This window comes from Denitrobacterium detoxificans (assembly GCF_015062615.1).
Lineage (GTDB): Bacteria > Actinomycetota > Coriobacteriia > Coriobacteriales > Eggerthellaceae > Denitrobacterium > Denitrobacterium detoxificans_A.
Genome location: NZ_SUUH01000003.1, coordinates 166,435 through 185,897, shown reverse-complemented (window position 1 = coordinate 185,897; position 19,463 = coordinate 166,435). Strand labels below are relative to the sequence as shown.

At 61.2% G+C, this 19,463-nt stretch carries 16 protein-coding genes; 1 reads left to right on the top strand and 15 read right to left on the bottom strand.

Annotated elements, in window-relative coordinates; translation table 11 throughout:
- Position 1: 1 nt before the first annotated feature.
- The 9 genes from E7002_RS05950 to E7002_RS05910 form a co-directional block, all read right to left on the bottom strand.
- Positions 2–1,375, bottom strand: a complete 1,374-nt coding sequence (locus E7002_RS05950) for an amidohydrolase family protein (RefSeq protein WP_303727948.1) — start codon at positions 1,373–1,375, stop codon at positions 2–4.
- 80 nt (positions 1,376–1,455) lie between these two features.
- Positions 1,456–2,211, bottom strand: coding sequence for a ubiquinone/menaquinone biosynthesis methyltransferase (locus E7002_RS05945; RefSeq protein ID WP_303727947.1), 756 nt, complete (start codon positions 2,209–2,211; stop codon positions 1,456–1,458).
- A 9-nt stretch (positions 2,212–2,220) separates the two neighbouring features.
- Positions 2,221–4,581 carry a tRNA (adenosine(37)-N6)-threonylcarbamoyltransferase complex transferase subunit TsaD gene (gene tsaD, locus E7002_RS05940; RefSeq protein ID WP_303727946.1) on the bottom strand — a complete coding sequence of 787 codons (2,361 nt, stop codon included), beginning with the start codon at positions 4,579–4,581 and terminating at the stop codon, positions 2,221–2,223.
- A 38-nt stretch (positions 4,582–4,619) separates the two neighbouring features.
- Entirely contained in the window at positions 4,620–5,126 is a 507-nt protein-coding gene (tsaE, locus tag E7002_RS05935) for a tRNA (adenosine(37)-N6)-threonylcarbamoyltransferase complex ATPase subunit type 1 TsaE (protein WP_303727945.1), read from the bottom strand.
- 83 nt (positions 5,127–5,209) lie between these two features.
- A complete protein-coding gene (locus E7002_RS05930) occupies positions 5,210–6,067 on the bottom strand; it encodes a bifunctional 5,10-methylenetetrahydrofolate dehydrogenase/5,10-methenyltetrahydrofolate cyclohydrolase (RefSeq protein ID WP_303727944.1) in 858 nt (285 codons plus the stop codon).
- 1 nt (position 6,068) lies between these two features.
- Positions 6,069–6,683, bottom strand: a complete 615-nt coding sequence (locus E7002_RS05925; protein WP_303727943.1) for a cyclodeaminase/cyclohydrolase family protein — start codon at positions 6,681–6,683, stop codon at positions 6,069–6,071.
- An 80-nt stretch (positions 6,684–6,763) separates the two neighbouring features.
- Positions 6,764–8,431 (bottom strand): formate--tetrahydrofolate ligase, encoded by a 1,668-nt coding sequence (locus E7002_RS05920; RefSeq protein WP_303727942.1) that lies wholly within the window; start codon positions 8,429–8,431, stop codon positions 6,764–6,766.
- A 179-nt stretch (positions 8,432–8,610) separates the two neighbouring features.
- The gene (locus E7002_RS05915; RefSeq protein WP_303727941.1) at positions 8,611–9,558 is read right to left on the bottom strand and encodes a cell wall metabolism sensor histidine kinase WalK; all 948 of its coding nucleotides are present in this window, start codon (positions 9,556–9,558) and stop codon (positions 8,611–8,613) included.
- Between the two features lie 93 nt (positions 9,559–9,651).
- The gene (locus E7002_RS05910; RefSeq protein WP_066660542.1) at positions 9,652–10,341 is read right to left on the bottom strand and encodes a response regulator transcription factor; all 690 of its coding nucleotides are present in this window, start codon (positions 10,339–10,341) and stop codon (positions 9,652–9,654) included.
- A 130-nt stretch (positions 10,342–10,471) separates the two neighbouring features.
- Here E7002_RS05910 and E7002_RS05905 point away from each other — a divergent pair, with 130 nt between their 5' ends.
- Positions 10,472–11,242 (top strand): type III pantothenate kinase, encoded by a 771-nt coding sequence (locus tag E7002_RS05905; RefSeq protein ID WP_303727940.1) that lies wholly within the window; start codon positions 10,472–10,474, stop codon positions 11,240–11,242.
- Between the two features lie 163 nt (positions 11,243–11,405).
- On the opposite strand, the gene E7002_RS05900 is transcribed toward E7002_RS05905, so the two are convergent.
- From E7002_RS05900 to hpt, 6 genes are all read right to left on the bottom strand, one after another.
- Positions 11,406–11,978, bottom strand: a complete 573-nt coding sequence (locus E7002_RS05900; RefSeq protein ID WP_303727939.1) for a biotin transporter BioY — start codon at positions 11,976–11,978, stop codon at positions 11,406–11,408.
- 97 nt (positions 11,979–12,075) lie between these two features.
- Positions 12,076–13,440 carry a DHA2 family efflux MFS transporter permease subunit gene (locus tag E7002_RS05895; RefSeq protein WP_303727938.1) on the bottom strand — a complete coding sequence of 455 codons (1,365 nt, stop codon included), beginning with the start codon at positions 13,438–13,440 and terminating at the stop codon, positions 12,076–12,078.
- 28 nt (positions 13,441–13,468) lie between these two features.
- Positions 13,469–14,974, bottom strand: a complete 1,506-nt coding sequence (locus tag E7002_RS05890) for an MATE family efflux transporter (protein WP_369692494.1) — start codon at positions 14,972–14,974, stop codon at positions 13,469–13,471.
- A 282-nt stretch (positions 14,975–15,256) separates the two neighbouring features.
- On the bottom strand, positions 15,257–16,567 hold the full coding sequence (gene folP, locus E7002_RS05885; protein ID WP_303727937.1) for a dihydropteroate synthase: 1,311 nt from the start codon (positions 16,565–16,567) through the stop codon (positions 15,257–15,259).
- Positions 16,568–16,590: 23 nt separating this feature from the next.
- Positions 16,591–18,798, bottom strand: a complete 2,208-nt coding sequence (ftsH, locus tag E7002_RS05880) for an ATP-dependent zinc metalloprotease FtsH (RefSeq protein WP_303727936.1) — start codon at positions 18,796–18,798, stop codon at positions 16,591–16,593.
- A gap of 39 nt (positions 18,799–18,837) precedes the next feature.
- Entirely contained in the window at positions 18,838–19,398 is a 561-nt protein-coding gene (hpt, locus tag E7002_RS05875; protein WP_177168527.1) for a hypoxanthine phosphoribosyltransferase, read from the bottom strand.
- Between the last annotated feature and the right edge of the window lie 65 nt (positions 19,399–19,463).

Here is a 19,463-nt window from a genome sequence, read left to right as displayed (position 1 = left end):
CTTACAAAGTGTCGGCGCACTGCCTGCGCAGGCGCGTACGCGTTTTGATCATCTGGGCGACGCTCGAGCCGAACGGCGCTTGAATGTTCCACTTACCCTGGTCGTACAGGGCCTTGCCGCCCACCATGGTCATGACCACGTCGTTGGGGGTAGCGGTGTTCACCACTGCCGCGCACGGGTCGTTGGTGGGCGTGGAGTGAGAGCCCGAAAGGTCGACGGCAATGATGTCGGCCATCTTGCCCACTTCCAGCGAACCAACCTGATCGTCGATGTGCATGGTGCGCGCGCCGCCGATGGTGGCCATTTCCAGCAGGTCGTGCGAAGAGATGAACCAGTTGGTTTCCGAGCTGACCGCACGCTGGACCATCATGCCAATGCGCATCTCGGCGAAGATGTCGGTGGAATCGGTGGCAGCGGGGCTGTCGGTGCCCAGGCCAATGGCCATGCCGGCCTTCATGTACTCCTCGATGGGCGCAACGCCCATGCCCAGGTTCGCATTGCAGCGCGGGCAGTGAGCCACGCCCACGCCGTACTGGCGCAGCTTCTGGATGTCATCCCAACGAACGTGCACGCCGTGCACGACCGTAACGTTTTCAGCTTCGAAAGCGCCCCAGTTCAGAGCATAGTTGACGGGCGTAGCACCCGTGGGCAGCCAGGGCGGAACCTCCATGTAGCCGCGACGCTTCATGGCGTCGACGGAAAACGGCGTGCGACCGTACTTGATGAAGGCGTATTCCTCGCGGCTGCTGGCAACGTGCATGGCAAGCGGCGTGGTGTCGGCCGCATACTTTGCGGCTTCCGTGAAGACGCGCGGATGGCATTCGTAGAGCGGAGCAGGGGCAATGCCAATCTGCAGCAGATCGCCATCGACCATGCCGCGCCACGACTCGATGTCTTCGATGGCCTGGCGCATGGCATAGTTCACGCGACGGCCGTCCATGGCTCCCACCTCGCGATAGGCGATGCCACGCATGCCAAGGTCGTTCATAGCGCGCACGGCGGGTTCGGAGGAAGCGATGTTTGCGGCGCAGGTAATGCCGGACGCAATGGACTCAAGACCGCCAATGAGCGTGGAGTCGTACAGATCGGCCGCGTTGAGCGTGCTGGAAAGGGCGCTGACGCGACCCATCCACGTAGCATACGGCTCGTCGTGCATCATGCCGCGGAGCACCGTGTACTCCATGTGGCAATGTGCATTCACAAAACCGGGAAGGATGGCCGCCTGGCCGAAATCGCGAATTTCCTCGTTCGCATAACGTGCGCGCAGCTGCTCCACCGGGCCTATATCGCGTATACGGCCTTCGGAAATAAGAACCGCGCCCGCCTCGATGGGGTCGGACGTGATGGGCAACACGTATTCAGCGCACAACAGCATGGGCGTCCTCCTGGTGAATTCGTAGCGCACATTCTAGCATTGAACCAGCGGGCACGGCGGAATGCACACAGGAAAGGCGGCTACTTCACCGCCGTGTGGATGGCAACCGCCCCGAAGGCCAGGTTTTCGTATGCCACGTGGCCAAATCCAGCCGCGCGCAGCATATCGCAGAACTCCTCTTGCGCGGGGAAGGCCTTGATGGAATCGGCCAGGTAGACGAAGTCCTCGCGCTTGCCCGTATAGTGCTGCCCCCAAGCGGGAATGCCCCACTTCAGATACAGGTTGTAGAAGGCACGCTCGACGGGACGCGGCGGCGTCGAGAATTCCAGAATGCATGCGGTGCCGCCGGGAACGAGCACACGGCGAATCTCACGCAGAGCGGCCATGCGATCGGGCATGTTGCGAATGCCGTAGGCCATGGTGACCACATCGAAGGAATTGTCCTCGAACGGCATCTTCTGGGCATCAACGACCTGGGTGTCAACGTTCACGCTGCGCGCGTCGCCCGCGGCGATGCGGCGCTTGGCCACTTCCAGCATGGCGGGCGTATAGTCGGTGAGCAGGATGTGCGCAGGGTGCGCCTTGCGGCAGATGGCGAAGGTGACCTCACCAGTGCCACCCGCTACGTCGAGTATGCGCGAGCTCGAGGTGATGGGTGCAAGCTCTACCAGGCGATCGAGCCATTTATGGTCTTGATGAAAGCTAGACGAGCGATTGAAGCGCTCGTACTGCTCGGCGATTTCAGTGAAGATGTTCAGCACGCGCTCCTCGGAGATTTCCGCGGGAGCTTCCTTCCCCGTAGCCGTATCGATGGTATGCGATTTCGAATCGGTCATAGTGGGCTCCTAGTAAGGCTCTTCCAGGTTCGTATGGGCGCAGGCGTCGGCATCGAGCCCGCTCGTCTTGCCCTGGTTGAAGCGATCGAGCGCAACGAGGGCGATCATGGCAGCGTTGTCGGTGCATGCGGAAAGCGGCGGCATGGTAAGGCGCACGCCACGCTTGCGGCACATGCGCTCGTAGGCCGCGCGCAGGGCCGGGTTGGCGGCCACGCCACCACCCAGGCAGAATTCCCTGGCGCCCGTTTCGCGCAGGGCGGTTTCCGCCTTCGCCACCTGCACATCGATAACCGCAGCCTGGAAGCTTGCGGCAATATCGGGCAGGTTCAACTCAGCGCCTTCGGCACGCTGCTGGTTGATATACGTAATAACGGCCGTCTTCAAGCCCGAAAGCGAGAAGCGCAGGTCGCCCGAATGCATCATGGCGCGCGGGAAGCGAACGGCCTTCGCATTTCCCTGGGCGGCAAGCTTCGAGATGATGGGGCCGCCCGGATAGCCCAGACCCAGGGCCTTCGCCACCTTGTCGAACGCCTCGCCCACGGCGTCGTCGATCGTGGAGCCCAGAATACGATAATCGCCCCAGTCACGCACGTGCACGAGCATGGTGTGCCCGCCCGAGACAAGCGAAACCACCATGGGAGGCGTCATGTCAGGCGTGGCGATCTTGTTCGCGTAGAGGTGCCCCTCCAAGTGATTCACGCGCACGAACGGCACGTCTGCAGCCCACGCGGCAGCCTTAGCGTAGGCAACGCCCACCACGAGCGCACCCACCAGGCCAGGGGCATACGTGCAGGAAATGGCGTCCATGTTGGCCAGGGAAAGCGCGGGGACGCCCAGGCGGGCAGCGGCGCTTTCCAGACACACCTGCACCACGCCGCAGATGGCCTCAACGTGCTTGCGGCTTGCGATTTCGGGAACCACGCCGCCGAAGCGCGCATGGAAGTCAATCTGGCTGGCCACGGTATCGGCCAGGATTTCGCCCTTGCCGTCGATGATGGCCGCGGCGGTCTCGTCGCACGACGACTCAATAGCCAGAATCAGCGGATGCGCCACATTCGCAGGAGCGTCCTGCATGGCAGCGGCGTCAACGCGCAGCGTCATACCCGCCACGTCACGCTCTTCAAGCGGCAGCGGGCCTTCCATGATGACCGCATCCTCGCGGTCGCTGTAGTAATGCGGACGCGTGCCGATGGGAGCGAAATCGAGCGAGGCGTAGAACGACTGCGCACCCAGATTGCTTGCACGCACCTCCAACGAGCACGTACGTGCCCCCAGGTCGCGCGCATCACTGGCCACGCGGGCAATGAGCACACGGGCAATGCCACGACGACGAAACGCGGGGTCCACCGCAATCTTCAAGATCTGCAACTGGCCGTCGGTAATCCAACCGCCTGCATACCCTACCAGCGTGCCGCTGGTATCGTACGCAGCCCACCAGCTACGATCCTTGCGGGGCAGCTCATCGACGACCAAATGCTCGTTCCAGGCATCGGTGCCCATGGCAGTAGCCTCGAGCTGGGCAACGTCGGCGGCATGCGCGGCGTCGAGGGGGCGGTATACGATCTCCTGCGCTTCCCCATCGCGCACACCAGCATGCTGCACGCCCGTGCGCAGGTTCTTGGGCTCGGAAGAAGACAGGCGGACGCGCTCGTTCTCTTCCGCATCGGAAAGGCGCGTGTACACCGGCAGTAGCAGCGCCGGGTCGTGACGGCGCGCGTCGAACGGATCAATCGTACCCGCCCGCCAGGCCGCCTGCACGGCCGCAAGCAGGCCCGCACCTTCGGGCGTCCAAAGCTCGCGCGGGGCAAGAGAGCCCGCATTCTGAAACAGCTCGGCGTACTTTTCGAGCGCGTCGCCCGCAATGAGCACATCGTCGCCGTGCGCGAGGGATTCGGCGAATGTCTGCGCCTTCACGACGGTATCGGGCTCCAAGCGCTCGGCAGCCTGGTCGGAAAGCTCATAGCGAACGGGATAAACTTCCTTGCGCATGGCATCGGCCAGCACGAGCGCGCGGCCGCGATGGCCCGCCGCCTGAAGCTGCCAGGCAATGGCATCGAGCGTGGATACGCCCACGAGGGGCACGCGCAGAGCCTGAGCCACGCCCTTCGCGGAGGCAATGCAGATGCGCACGCCCGTGAAGCTTCCTGGCCCACGGCCGCAGGCAACGCATGCAACGCCATCGCGCGCAACGCCCGCTTCATTCAGAAGCTCCTGGATGGCGGGCAGCAACTGCGTGTTCGAAGCGCGATGCGCGGGAATGCGGCGCGAGGCGACGCACTCCACCGAACGGGTTTCAGAACTCAGAATGCCCAAGCCCAGGGCGATGACTTCGTTTGCCGTGTCGAATGCGAGGATGTACGTAGGTTTCATCGGAATCTTTCCCAAAAGCACGCTAGCCCAGCGAAACGCTATTCGCCCAGGCGATGCCAGGCATCTGGGGCAGCCTGCACCCAGTTGAACAGCAGCTGGTTCGCGCGCTTGCCGCGGGCGATGACGCGATAATCGCGGCCGCCCTTGCTATTTGCAGAAAGCAGCAGCTCCAGGTAGTCTTCCGGCGCTTCATCGGGGAACTTTTCGCCCCATTCCACGAAGGAGACGCCACACCCCTCGAGCGTTTCCCAATAGCCCAGGTCGTAGAGTTGATCGGCATCGTCGAGACGATACAGGTCGAAATGATTTAGCACGAGCGAACCGCTTTCGTAAGTAAGCTGAATGGTAAACGTGGGACTCGTGACGTCATCGGTGACGCCAAGGGCACGCGCAACGGCCTGGACGAAGCTGGTCTTGCCAGCACCCAGATCGCCATTGAGCATAACGACGTCGCCCGCGCGCAGAAGCGGGGCGAGCTGGGAAGCCAGGGCGCCCGTCTGTTCCAGGTCGGCGCACGTGCACGTATATGCGAGTTCATCGTTCATGCCGCTATTGTAGCGCCCCCGACCCGTCTTCAAACGAATAACAGCTTGCGCGCAAGGTACCGCCACGCGCGCAAGCCGCGGGATTACGCGATTCCGAGCGCGCTTTCGCACGAATGGATGACGTGCTCCATGGTAGTAGACGTGGTAACCGTGCCAATGCCACCGGGGACGGGCGTGATTGCCCCAACAATGGGCTCGGCCGCGTCGAAGTCGACGTCGCCGCACAGATTCCCCGCCTCGTCGAAGTTGATGCCCACATCAATGACCGTCTGACCAGGCGCAAAGCATTCCGCTCCAAACGCCTTCGCACGCCCCGTCGCGCAAATGACGACATCGGCCTCGCGGCAACGAGCCGCAAGGTCCTCGGTACGCGAATGGCACATGGTAACGGTGGCGTTGCGCGCGAGCAGCATCATGGCCACGGGCTTGCCGATGACCAGGCTGCGGCCCACCACAACGACGCGGGCGCCATGCAGCTGCACGCCATAATGATCGAGCACGTGCATGCAGGCCTGGGCCGTTGCCGGCGGGAAGCCGTAGCCCGCACCCGTAAACACGCGCGCGAGCGATGCGGGCGAGATGCCATCGATATCCTTGCGCGCATCGAGTGCCGCGCACGCTGCCGCCTCGTCGAGACCGGCAGGCAACGGACGGAACATAAGACAGCCATGAATGAATTCGTCGGCGTTTACCTGCGCAATCGCATCAAGAAGCTGCTCATTCGTTGCGTTGGCGGGAAGCACGATGGAGCGAATGCCCACCCCAAGCACCTCGGCGCGCTTACATGCCGTGCGCTCGTAGCTAAGGTCGCTGGGGTTTTCGCCCACGCGCAAGATGGCGAGCGTAGGCTGCGCACCAGCTTCGACGCACCCCTGCACGCGTTCCTTCAAGCCAGGGGCCATTGCCTGGACGACTTCCTTACCGGAAAGAATACGGGCCATGCTAGCGCACCTCCTGCGCAACGTAATCGAATGTTGCCTGGGCCTTTGCGGCGTATTCCGCGATGAGGGCATCGGCCTGAGCGCGATAGGCGTCCGCCGCGGAAGCATCTGCGAGAGACTTCGCGTTGATATACACGTTGAGCGATGCTCCCATAAGCGCCGCGCGGGCAAACGCCGCCGCAACGCCAGCATCGCTGACCGCCAGGCGGCTGCCATCATGCGCCATGACGTCACACAGCTCGATGACACGCACGCACGCGTTCATGATTGCGAGCGGCGCTTCCGTTGCGCCCACGAGTGCCGCCTGCAACGCAGCGTCGCGCTCGGCAAGCTCTTCGGGCGTGCTGCGCGGCATGCCATACGCCGCAGCCAGAGGCGCAAACGCGCGGGCGTCTTCGTCGATGAGCCCCAGCAAGCGAACGCGCAGCGCTTCGAGCTCGCCAAGGGTTTCCTTCACGCGCTCTTCCACCTGCGCGTACTTCGGCTTGCCCACCGTAAGGTTTCCCACCATGGAGCCCAGGGCCGCAGCAAGGGCGCCGCAATAGGCGCAGGCCCCACCACCGCCGGGCGTAGGATCGGCGCTCGCCAACTTGTCGATAAACGTAGTGTCGACCATTTCCCCACCTTACAGAAGCGGGAAGGCAGAACCTTCCCGCTTCCCATATCTCATATGACCACGTAGCTACGCGGATGCATTTAGAACAGACCGGTAATCTTGCCCGTCTCGTCGACGTCGATGTTGAACGCCGCGGGATGCTTGCCCAAGCCGGGCATCGTCATGATACTACCCGTGAGCGCGACGATAAAGCCCGCACCTGCGCTGACCTTCACGTTGCGCACCGTCATGCGGAAGCCGCGGGGCGCGCCCAGCAGCGAGGCGTCGTCGCTAAAGCTGTACTGGGTCTTCGCCATGCATACGGGCATGTCACCGAAGCCAAGGCGCTCGAGCTCGGCGATTTCCTTCTTCGCAGCGGCCGTGAAATCCACGTCATCGGCGCGATAGATGCGCTTGGACAGCGTGCGAATCTTGTCGGCGATGCCACCTTCCAGCTCGTAGCTAAACGAGAAGTCGTTGGGCTGCTCGCACAGGCGCACGACCTCTTCGGCCAGCGCCGTGCCGCCCTTGCCGCCCTGAGCCCACACCTCGGAAAGCGCCACGTTCACGCCCAGTTCCTTGCACTTGGCTTCGACCAAATCGAGCTCGGCTTTCGTGTCGGTCGGGAATGCGTTGATGGCAACCACGCAGGGAAGCTTGTAGACCTTCGTAATGTTTTCCACGTGCTGCAGGAGGTTGGGCAGGCCAGCCTCGAGCGCCTCGAGATTCTCGTCGTTGAGCTGGTCTTTCGGAACGCCGCCATGATTCTTCAGCGCGCGCACCGTAGCAACGACGACCACCGCGTCGGGCTTCAGGCCCGTAAGGCGGCACTTGATGTCCAGGAACTTCTCGGCACCCAGGTCGGCGCCGAAGCCGGCCTCGGTGATGCAGTAATCGCCCAGGGCCATGGCCATGCGGGTAGCCATGATGGAGTTGCAGCCATGCGCGATGTTTGCGAACGGGCCGCCGTGGATGAACGCGGGCGTGCCTTCCAGCGTCTGAACCAAGTTGGGCTTGAGCGCGTCCTTCAGAAGCGCAGCCATGGCGCCTTCGGCATGCAGCTGATGTGCGGTAACGGGCTCGCCAGCATGGTTGTAGCCGACTACGATACGGCCCAGGCGCTCCTTCAGGTCGGTGATGGATGTGGCCAAGCAGAAGATGGCCATGACCTCGCTGGCCACCGTGATGTCGAAGCCGTCTTCGCGCGGCACGCCGTTGGCCTTGCCGCCCAGGCCGTCGACCACGTGACGCAGCTGGCGATCGTTCATGTCGACGACGCGCTTCCACGTGATGCGGCGCGTATCGATGTCGAGCTCGTTGCCGTTGTGGATGTGCGCGTCGAGCAGCGCGGCGAGCAGGTTGTTAGCAGCGCCGATGGCGTGGAAGTCGCCCGTGAAATGCAGGTTGATGTCCTCCATGGGGATAACCTGGGCATAGCCGCCGCCGGCAGCGCCTCCCTTGATGCCGAACACCGGGCCAAGCGACGGCTCGCGCAGGGCAACGACCGTCTTCTTGCCAATGAGGTTCATGGCGTCGGCCAGGCCCACCGTCGTGGTGGTCTTGCCTTCGCCCGCAGGAGTGGGGTTGATGGCGGTAACGAGTACGAGCTTGCCATCTTCATGCTGTGAATCGCGCAGCAGGTTGTAATCGACTTTAGCCTTCGTATTGCCGTAAAGCTCCAGGTATTCGCGGGGAACACCGGCCACATCGGCAATCTCGGTAATGGGACGAGCCTTGGTCGCCTGGGCGATTTCGATATCGGTCAGCATGCAGCGCCTTTCTCTCGCGGACTTCACCTAGGCGCATTGTATCTCAGGGGCGCGACGACGCTGGCGTGGTTGCCGCGAACGACGCAAAAGCGGAACGGATATGGCAAAAATGGCACGATAGGGGTGATGCCCCGCACGACGGCAAACGAGACGCGAGGAGCGTTTTGGCGGCGAACGGCTTAGGAGGCGCTACCCACGCTGGGGATGGCCACGATGAAGCATGCCCCGCCCTCGGGCAGATTGTATGCCTCGACCGTGCCGTCGTGAGATTCCACGACGCTCTTCACGATGGCCAAGCCCAGGCCACTGCCACCCGTGTTGCGGGCACGACTGAAGTCGGTGCGGTAGAAGCGCTCGAACAGCATCTTCGGATCCACGTCGCCGAAGCCCGTACCGTCGTCTTTCACGGCGATGACGGAATTGCCCTTCACGCCATACAGTTCCACGCGGATGTGGCCACCCGGCTCCACGAAGCGACTCGCATTGTCCACCAGGTTCGAGACGACCTGCTTCAGCCGGTCCCAATTACCCAGCACATCGGGCGCCTCGCCCGTGATCTCGACATTCGCCTGTCGGTCGGCTAGCACCGGGGCCAGGGCATCCACCGCTTCCTGAGCAAGCGGCTTCAAGTTGATGCGCTTGAAGTTGAGCACGTGGCTGTCGCCTTCGATGTGCTGCAGCGAGAGCAGGTCATTCGTAAGGCGCGTAAGGCGTTCCGTTTCCCGAATGATGGTGTTGCAGAACTTGTCGTGCAGCTCGGGAGGCAGGTCGGGATCGGAAAGGAGCTCGGCGTTTCCATGGATGGCCGTAAGCGGCGTGCGCAGTTCGTGAGCCACATCGCCTACGAACTGAACCTGTTGCTTTTCCCTGCGCGACAGGTCGGCGCATTGGGCATACGAGGAATCGAGCAGGTCCTTGAAATCGACGGCCAAATCGTCGGCCTCGCGCAGCGCCCCGCGCCTGCGGAAGTCCACGTTCGCGTCGCCCGCGCGGTACGCCTTGATGGCGTCACGCAAATCGGAAAGCGGCTGGCCCATGAAATGCCCCACGACAAGCGAGAACATGAAGATCGCCAGCGCCAGCGGCACGATGAGGCTAAACGTAAACGCATCGATGGCGCCATACACGCTTGCTATGACGAGGATGGCAGCGCAAGCGAATATGCAGATCAGCGTGACGAAGCACGCAAAATATGTTGAGAGTTTATTCGTGAGGCGCCCCTATGCACGGAAGCGATACCCGTAGCCACGCACCGTTTCCACGATGGCGGCGTCGTAGCCCGCCTGGGAAATCTTGTCGCGCAGGCGCTTGATGTGCGTGTCGACCGTCTTCGTTTCGGTGAGGTATTCCCAGCCCCATGCGTCCCGCAGCAGGTCTTCGCGGGAGACCACATTCCCCGCGTGCTTCATGAGCGCGGCCAGCAATTCGAACTCGCGCGGCGTGAGGTCGATGGGGCCCGATTCGCCCACGGCAGTGTGAGCGTCTTCGTCGAGCGTGATGCCGCTTGCCGTGATGGCATGGCTCTGTTCCATCTGGCCAGTGCCGCGGCGAAGCAGGGCGCGTACGCGTGCCACGAGCTCGCGCAGGCCGAAGGGCTTGCTCAGGTAGTCGTCACCGCCAATTTCCAGGCCGACGACCTTGTCGAGTTCGGTGTCTCGCGCAGAGAGGAACAGCACCGGGGCGCTCGTCTTGCTGCGCAGACGGCGGCACAGTTCGTAGCCGTCCATACCGGGCAGCATGATGTCGAGAATGAACAGGTCGTAGTCGTTCTTCCCCGCCATGGCCAAGGCGTCTTCGCCGTTGCTTGCCACGTCGGGCTCGAACCCTTCCTTCTTCAGTGCGTATCCGACAAAATCGGTGATGGTCTGCTCGTCGTCTACTACGAGGATGCGCGCTGCGTTATCGTTCATGGGCTGCTCCTTGACTATGTTCGCCGATGCGACACGTGCCGAATCGGAAGGTGAACAGAAGTTTTTCTTGAGCTCGTATTATCATATCACCCAAAATACAATTTCGAACCGCTAAGGGGCTGACACGTACATGTTACTTACCATCGACGTAGGCAACACGCATACCGTTCTCGGTGTATACGAGGGTGAAGAGTTGCTGCATATGTGGCGCGTGCAGACCGACGCCCAACAGACCTCCGACGAGGCGCGTGTGGCGCTGAACGGCCTGTTCCAAATGGCAAATATCGAAGCGCGCCAGATTTCCGGCATCGCCCTTGCCACGGTGGTTCCCAGCTTGAACCGCCTGTGGCGCACCGTTGGGGAAACGCTTTGCCACTGCCCCGTCGTATCGGTTGACGCAAACGTGGTAGCCGACATGATCGACACCTCGGGATATGGCGGCACGCCTGGCGCCGACCGCCTGGCCGACGCCGTGGCCGCACGCGCGCTCTATGGCAGCCCCGCCATCGTGCTCGACCTGGGCACCGCCACGAACATCGAAGTCATCGACGAGAACGGGCGCTTCCTGGGCGGCGTCATCGCACCGGGCATTCAAACGTCCATCGAGGGCCTGGTGAACCGCACGGCCCTGCTCCCCGACGTCGAGCTTGCCGACCCAGGGTGCGCCATCGGCAATTCCACGGTGAAGGCCATCCAGATTGGCGTCGTATACGGCCAGGTAGATGCCATCGACGGCATGGTGCGCCGCATCTGGAAGCAGCTTGGCACCGAAACGCCCGTCATCGCCACCGGCGGCTTCGGCTATCTCATGTCGAGCTTGTCGCAAACCGTAACCGACGTAAACCCCGAGCTCACGCTCCAGGGCCTTCGCCTCATCTACCAGGCAAAGACAGAGCAGTAAGCAACCTCCCCTTTCCGCATGAAAGAGAGGGGAGGTTGCGTAAAAGTAATCGAAGCGAACGCGCGGGGACCGAACTATTCCACTCGGCAATGCCTAGGGCATTCCATCCGCTCAACACCAGCGACATTTCCGTTGCCTGGCGTTGCTGAGCATCAATCGAAAACTATGCAGCCTGAACCTGAGGCTTCACCTTGTCGGTAACGGCCTTGCGCACGGCATGCGCAGCGGGAACGGCAAGTACGATCTTGATGATGTCGATAACGATAAACGGCGCGACAGCGGCAACGAATGCGGACTCGGCGCTCATGCCCGTGGACGTCATGAGCCAGAACCAGCCCATCGCATAGCTGATTACCAAGTAGATTGCCGCGGCAACGTATTCGAACACAATGGAGCGCTTGCCCGTCACGCGCAAAAACGCAATGGCCACAGCGGCGGCAACGAAGAAGCTCCAAAGGAAGCCGCCCGTGGGCCCCAGCAATGCGACCATGCCACCCTTCATCCCCGAGAACAACGGCAGGCCAATACCACCCAGCACCAGGTACGCGGCAATAGCCGACAGGCTCTCACTTGGCTTCAGTGCAAGCAGCAGAAAAACGATGACGAACGTCTGCATGGTGAACGGCACGGGGCCAAGCGGAACGGTAATCCACGCGGATACTGCCAGCAAAGCAACCGACAGCCCGGCAAACGCAATGGAACGCGTACGTGATACGGCCGATGAACGAGTTTGCATGTCCTCTTCTTCCTCTCTATTAGCGAACGCGGTTCACTTTAGTCGAGTGAAGCGGGATTGTAAACCTATTTTTTGCTATAGGTTTACAATCGTCAAACTATTTCCTCACCAGGGCGAAAGACATCACCATCAGAATGAACGAACAGGCAAGCGAGAAGTAAATGGCGCAATTCACGCCAAGCGCCGTAACGGAGCCTACCTCGCCGCCAATGGCCATGAGTAGCACCATGATGCTCGTGCCAAACGCAGCCGCAATCTGGCGCACGGCGTTGCTCACGCTCGTGCCGTCGGCAACGATGGACTCATTCAAATTGCGCATGCTCCACGTGGTAAGCGGCTGAATGAGCGAGCTAATGCCAAAGGCGCGAACCGCCTGCCACGCCATAACCAGCGGCAGGGAATCCATGTTGCCCAGGTCGTACATGCCCAGCGTGCCAATCACGAGCAAGGCGGAGCCCACGCACGTTACGTATCGCGCGCCAATGCGGTCGTAGAGAATGCCCGACACCGGGTTCATGATGAACGCGGCAACCGTACCGGGCAGAAGCGACATGCCCGCTTCGAGCGCCGAACGGCCATGCACGCTCTGCAGCTCCAGGGGCAGCGCGAGCGTAACGCCAATGAACGCGCTGAAGAGCAGGCAGGTCATGATGGTACCCAGCGTGAAATCACGGTTCTTGAACGGCTCGAGAGAAAGTAGCGGATTCGCCACCTGCGACTCGCGACGCACGAACCAGGCCATCGACACGCCGCCCACCAGCAAGGGAACGACGCACTGCCACCCCATGCCAAACGAGGAAATGTTCGACACGCCCATGAGCAGGCCTCCAAAAGCCAACGTGGAAGCGATAAGCGAAAGCACGTCCAAGCCCGACGCGCCATGCTGGGTGTTGCTCTTATGTATGGCGAAGCACGACAGAAGCGCAATGAGCGCCGAAATGCCGGCAAAGCACCAGAAGGCCGCGCGCCAATCCCATGCCTGGATGAGCACGCCCATGATAGTGGGGCCAATGTTAGGGGCAAATCCCATGGCCAGCCCCACAAACCCCATGATGGTTCCCCAGCGCTCGCGCGGGAACTTCTTGAAGACCACCACCTGCACCATGGTGAGCATGATAGCAACGGCAATACTTTGGAGGACGCGCCCCAGAAAGACTACGGGGAAGAGCGTAGCGAGAGCGATTACCACGCTGCCAAGCGAAAAGAGCAGCGAGCTGGCAACGAACAACGCCTTGGTGCTGAATCGCCGCGAAAGAAAGGCCACGAGCGGCATAACGATGCCCAGCATGAGCTGGAATACGGTCACCAGCCACTGAGCAACATCGGTGGTGATGGCCAGATCGGTCATCACGGAGGGAAGCGCGGTGTTCATGCCCGTTTGGGCCATGCCTCCCAAGCTAGACCCAAGCACCATAAGAGCCAAGGCAAAGTACGAAAACCCGTTCTTGCGCTCAGCTCTCATAGTGCATCCTTGTTATTGTCGTCGTCGATTAGAAGGCGGCAGCTTCGAGCTCGCCCGACTCCAAGCGCTTCATGCGCCTGAGCTCGACAAGCATGAAAATAACCGTGGTGAAGATGGCCAGGAAGTCCGCCAAGGGCACCGCGAAGTACAGGGCGTCAAGGCCGGAGTACTGCGGCATGATCTGCGGAAGCAGCTCGGGCAGCAGGATGTACAGCGGAATGAGGAACAGAACCTGACGCGTAAGCGAGAGGAATGCGCTCTTCACGGGCTGGCCCGTGGCTTGGAAGTAGTTGGAACCAATGATCTGGAACGCAACGAACGGCAGCAAGAAGAGCTGCACCTTCAGCGCGAAGACGGTGAACTCGATGAGCTCGGGATCCTCCAAGCCGAATGCGCCCACGATCTGATTGGGCCACAAATGTACGGCAACCCACATGGCAACAGCGATAACGGTACCGCCCAGCATGCCCTGGAACAACGTGGTGCGCACGCGCTTGAACAGGTGAGCACCGTAGTTGTAGCCCAGCAGCGGCTGCAGCGCAACGGCCACGCCAATGAGCGGGAAGATCGTGAACATGGCCACGCGGCTTACCACGCCAATGCTGGCCAGCGCCGCGTCCTGCCCCAGAGCGCTCTGCGCGCCATACTTCACCAGCAGGTTGTTCAGCACGAAGTTGACCACGGCAGCAGCAGCCTGAATGGCAAAGCTGGCAAAGCCCAGCGAGAGGATCAGACGAACCGTGCGACGCTCGAGCTTCATGAAGCGCTTGTGCAGCTTCATGGGCACGTTCTTGGTAAAGATGAAGAACCAGAGCACGCTTACGCAGCTTGCCGCCTGGCCCGCAAGCGTGGCGCATGCGCTACCGGCAATGCCCCAGCCCAGCACGATAACGAACAGGTAGTTGAAGATGACGCACACTACGGCGCCGATAATCATGGTGCCCAGTGCACGATTGGGATTACCCGACGTACGAATGAAGTTGTTCACGCCCATGCCGATGCACTGCAGGAAGAAGCCCGCCGAAATAATCTGGATGAACGTCTTGGAATACTCCCACACCTCGGTCGTAGTGCCCGAAATGGAGAGCAGGCCGTTGATGCACGGCGGGACAAACGCGAGCAAGGCAACGATTGCGCTCACGATAAGGGAGAGCGTGACGGTGTTACCCAGGCTGCGCTCGGCGCCCTGGCGATCGCCCTCGCCCATGCGCAGCGCGGCAAGTGCATTGCCACCATTGCCGATAAGCATGGAAATGGCCATGAACACGATCATGATAGGCACGGCGGCGGTAACCGCGGCCTGGCCCGTTTCATGCATCGCACTACCCAGGAAGATCGAATCGATGATGTTATACGCCCCATTCACCACCATGCCGATGATGCTGGGGATGGCAAACTCGGTAATCAAACGCGGAATGCTGGCGCTTCCCATGCGATTGACCTTGTCGTCGCGCCCCGGGTTCTTCGGGTCCTGCCCTACGGGCGCTCCCGTGCTCGATGCCGAATCAAACAGATCGTTTCGTGCTTCTGCCACAATGCCCCTATCTTACTTATCGTTGTGTAATGCTCACCTAGCTTACTCCGTTTAGCCAAGCTTGCGAGAACGCGCACAATAGACGCATAGCCGCAATGTAATGCTATACATGCGGTGCCATTTCGTGTATAATATACGCTTGGGTTTAGAGTTATGGAAGCCCAGCCTATGCGACGTTCCAAATCCTCCCCAAAAACCGCAACGTCACACTGGGTTACTGAAGCGCAGGGGCGAAGGCCTCCCCTGCGCTTCTTGTTTCCTCTATTCAGATGAAATACGCGACTAGCGAATCTTCTGCGCGGCGCCCACGGTTACCGTGTCGAGCGTAACGAGCGTGCCATCGGAAAGAATATGACGCGGCAGCAGCTCGAGGAGCGGCTTCACCACGAAATCGCGCTCGGTGAGCAACGGATGCGGCAGCGTAAGCTGCTCGTCGTCGGACACGTAAAGCTGATAATCCAGAATGTCGATGTCGCACGTACGCGGACCGTTCTTCACGGTGCGCACGCGGCCCAGGCTATCCTCCACGGCGTGCAGGTACTGCAGCAGATCGCGCGGCGCCAAGCCCGTGCGCAGCAGAACGACCGCATTCACGAATGCATCCTGATCTTCCAGGTACGCAGGCTCGCTAGCATAGAAGCTAGAGCAGTCGATCATCTGGGTATCGGGCATCATGCAGATAGACGAAATCGCCTGATTGAGCTGGGCAATCTTCGCCTCCTGCTCCTGGCCGCGCTCGCCCACGAGCGCCACGTTGCAGCCCAGGCCCAGCAAAACGTAGGGTCGAATGGCCGCCAGCTTTTCCACGGTAAGGGGCACGTTGTGCATACGAACAACGCTTGCTCCCAGTTCGCAGGCCATGAGGGCTTCCTCGACGCTCGCTTCGTCGCGGTCGCGTGGGTCCTCGATGCCATAAGCGTAGCCAATGTAGCTCTTGCGCGAGGGAGCAGCCACGACGGGATACCCCGTGCGCACGAACTCGTGAAGGTTGCGCATGAGCTCGATGGTCTGCTTGGGCGTCTTGCTGAAGCCCGGACCGGGGTCGATGGCAATGCGATCGCGCGCAACGCCCTCCTCTTCGAGCATGCGGCAGCGCTGTTCAAGATAGTCGCGCACTTCGGCAACCACATCATCGTACTGCGTGAACTGCTGCATGGTAGAAGGCTCGCCCTGCATGTGCATGACGATAAGGCCCGCTTCGCATTCCTGGGCCACACGCACCATGTCGGAAGAGCTGAAGCCCGAGATGTCGTTGATGATGGCAGCGCCCGCTTCCACGCAAGCACGCGCAACGGACGCGTGGCGCGTGTCGACGCTTACGCACACGCCCTGCTGAACCAAGCCGCGCACGACGGGAAGAACGCGATCGAGCTCTTCCTGCGGACTCACGGGCGTAGAACCGGGGCGCGTGGACTCGCCGCCCACGTCGATAATGAGCGCGCCGGCTTCCTTCATGGACAGGCCGGCGGCAATGGCCTCTTCCGCGTTAGCATACGAACCGCCATCGGAAAAGGAATCGGGAGTGACATTCAGGATGCCCATGACAACGGGCATCCTGGAATCGAAGCTAAAAGAACCACAACGCCAAATCACAGGCGTACCTCACTTGAAAAGAACTACTGATTGTTGGAAGAGGGCGAATCGGAACCCTCGCCCGCATGCGGATGCTGGGGCTTCGGCGCATACGGCACGCCCGGAGCGCCCGAACCCGGCTGGGCGGGAGGCTGCGGGATCTGTGTCTGCGTGGCAACGGGGGCGGGAACCTCTTCGGGCGCAACAACCGTGGTAGCCGCGCGCTCGCGCTCGGCCTTGCCGGCTTCGCTCTGCTCATGCTCTAGGTAAGCGCTCCACTCGTTGTCGAGCAGCGCCTGGCAGGCTTCGCCGTCGATCGTCTCACGCTCGAGCAGCACCGATGCCATGAGGTTCATCTGCTCCTTGTGGCTGGAGAGAATCTCGTAGGCGGTATCGTGCGCATGCTTCATGAGGCGTGCGACCTCGTCGTCGATGCGACGAGCCGTTTCCTCGGAGTAGTCCTGCGTGTTGCCATAATCGCGGCCCAGGAACACCTCGTGATTCGGCTGGCCAAAAATCTGAGTGCCAAGCTCGGCGCTCATGCCGTACTGCGTGACCATCTGGCGAGCCATCTTGGTAGCGCGCTCGAGGTCGTTGCTGGCGCCCGTGGTGATGTCGTCGCAGAAGATTTCCTCGGCAACACGACCGCCCAGAAGCACGGCCAGTTCCTGCATCATCTCGTTGCGGCTGTTCAGCACCTTGTCTTCCTTGGGAATGGACAGAGTGTAGCCCAGCGCGCGACCGCGGCTGACAATGCTGATCTTGTGTACCGGATCGGCCAGCGGAAGCGTATGGCCTACCAGGGCATGACCGCTCTCGTGGAAGGCAATGGTCGTCTTCGTCTGGTCGTCCATCACGCGGCCCTTGCGTTCGGGGCCGGCGATGACGCGCTCCATGCTGTCCTGAACTTCTTCCATGGAGATGACCTTCTTGTTGCGGCGAGCAGTAAGAAGGGCGCTCTCGTTCAGAAGGTTTGCCAGGTCGGCACCCGTGAAGCCAGGCGTGAGCTTGGCGATCTTGGGCAGGTCGACGTCCTGCGCGATGGGCTTGCCCTTCGCATGGACGTTCAGAATCTTCTCGCGGCCGCGCACGTCGGGCACGTCGACCACAATCTGGCGGTCGAAGCGGCCGGGACGCAGCAGGGCCGGGTCGAGTACGTCGGAGCGGTTGGTGGCGGCAATAAGGACCACGGAGTCGTTGGCCTCGAAGCCGTCCATTTCCACGAGCAACTGGTTGAGCGTCTGCTCGCGCTCGTCATGACCGCCGCCCAGGCCCGTACCACGTTGACGACCCACGGCGTCGATCTCGTCGATGAACACGATGGCGGGAGCGGCTTCCTTGGCCTGCTTGAACAGGTCGCGCACGCGGCTTGCGCCCACGCCCACGAACATTTCCACGAAGTCGGAACCCGAGATGCTGAAGAACGGAACGCCCGCCTCGCCGGCAACGGCGCGCGCAAGCAGCGTCTTACCCGTACCCGGAGGGCCCACCAGCAGGCAACCACGGGGAATCTTCGCGCCAATGTCCTGGTACTTCTTCGGGTTGGCCAGGAAGTCGCGAATCTCCTGCATCTCCTCGACGGCCTCGTCGACGCCAGCGACGTCGTCGAACTTCACGTCGGGACGCTCTTCGGAAGCCATCTTCGCCTTCGTCTTGCCGAAGGACATCTGAGAGCTATTCGCCTTGTTCATCTGGTAGAACATCCAAACGAAAAAGACGGCAATAAGAATCATGGGCAGATATGACAGCAAGCCGGACAGCAAACCGGAAGGCAGCGTGACCTGGTAGCTGATGTTGGGATGGGCGGCCATGAGCTCGCCCAGCGAATCCTGGCCCACCCACGTTGCCGTGTAATTGCGCTCCGTACCCAGGTTCTGCACATCGAGTGCGTTGGTTTCGACCGTGCTGGAGATGGAAGCCTCGTCGTTGGTATGCAGCGTGCCCAGGGCCGAGGAAAGCGCCTGGAAAGCCGTGTTGTACGCTTCGCTGGTGGTGCCGCCCGCAGTTGCCGCGGGATAGTACGTGCCGGAAACGGTGTCGGAGCCCGCATCGAACGTGACGTCTTGCACGCGGCCCTCGTTCACGGCGGCGATGAACTCGCTCGTCTTCAGGTTGTCGGTCTGGCGCGTTTCCGCCTGATGACCAATACCCGTGAGCTGCGAACCCAGGAACAGGAAGATGAGAACCATGAGGATCGTCCAGACGACGGTCGTCCTGGAACTGGGCTTAATAGGCGGTTTCTGATCTGGCATGTGGTATGTACTTCCTTGCTGTCCGAATGGAAGTTCGGGCTATTTCTCGTAAACGCTCTTCTTCAGAACGCCGATGTAGGGCAGGTTGCGATAGCGTTCGGCGTAGTCGAGGCCGTAGCCGACGATGAACTCATCGGGGCATTCGAAGCCCACGTAACGGCAGTCGATCTTCGCCTGCTGGAGCGTCTTCTTGCGCAGCAACGTGGCAACCTCGATGGAAGCTGGGTTGCGCGCCTGCAGATTACGGATGAGGTAGCTGAGCGTAAGGCCGCTATCGAGGATGTCTTCGGCGATGAGCACGTGACGGCCTTCCACCGAAGAGGTGAGATCCTTCAAGATGCGTACGATACCGGAGCTCTTCACGCCGTTACCGTAGCTGGAAATGGCCATGTAATCCATTTCGAGGGGAAGCTCGATTTCGCGGACCAGATCGGCCATGAAAATGGCGGCGCCACGCAGCACCGAAATGACAAGCAGGCTCTCGCCTTCGTGGTCGGCGGTAATCTGGCGACCCATCTCGCAAATTCGATTATGCAGATCCTCTTCCGTGAACAGAATGCGGTCTACATCTTCATGGATATCCTGGAACGACAAAGCCATTACCTCTTCCTGATTACGCCATGAGCAGGAGCGCATGGCGCCACAAACTACACTCGGTTTCTGAG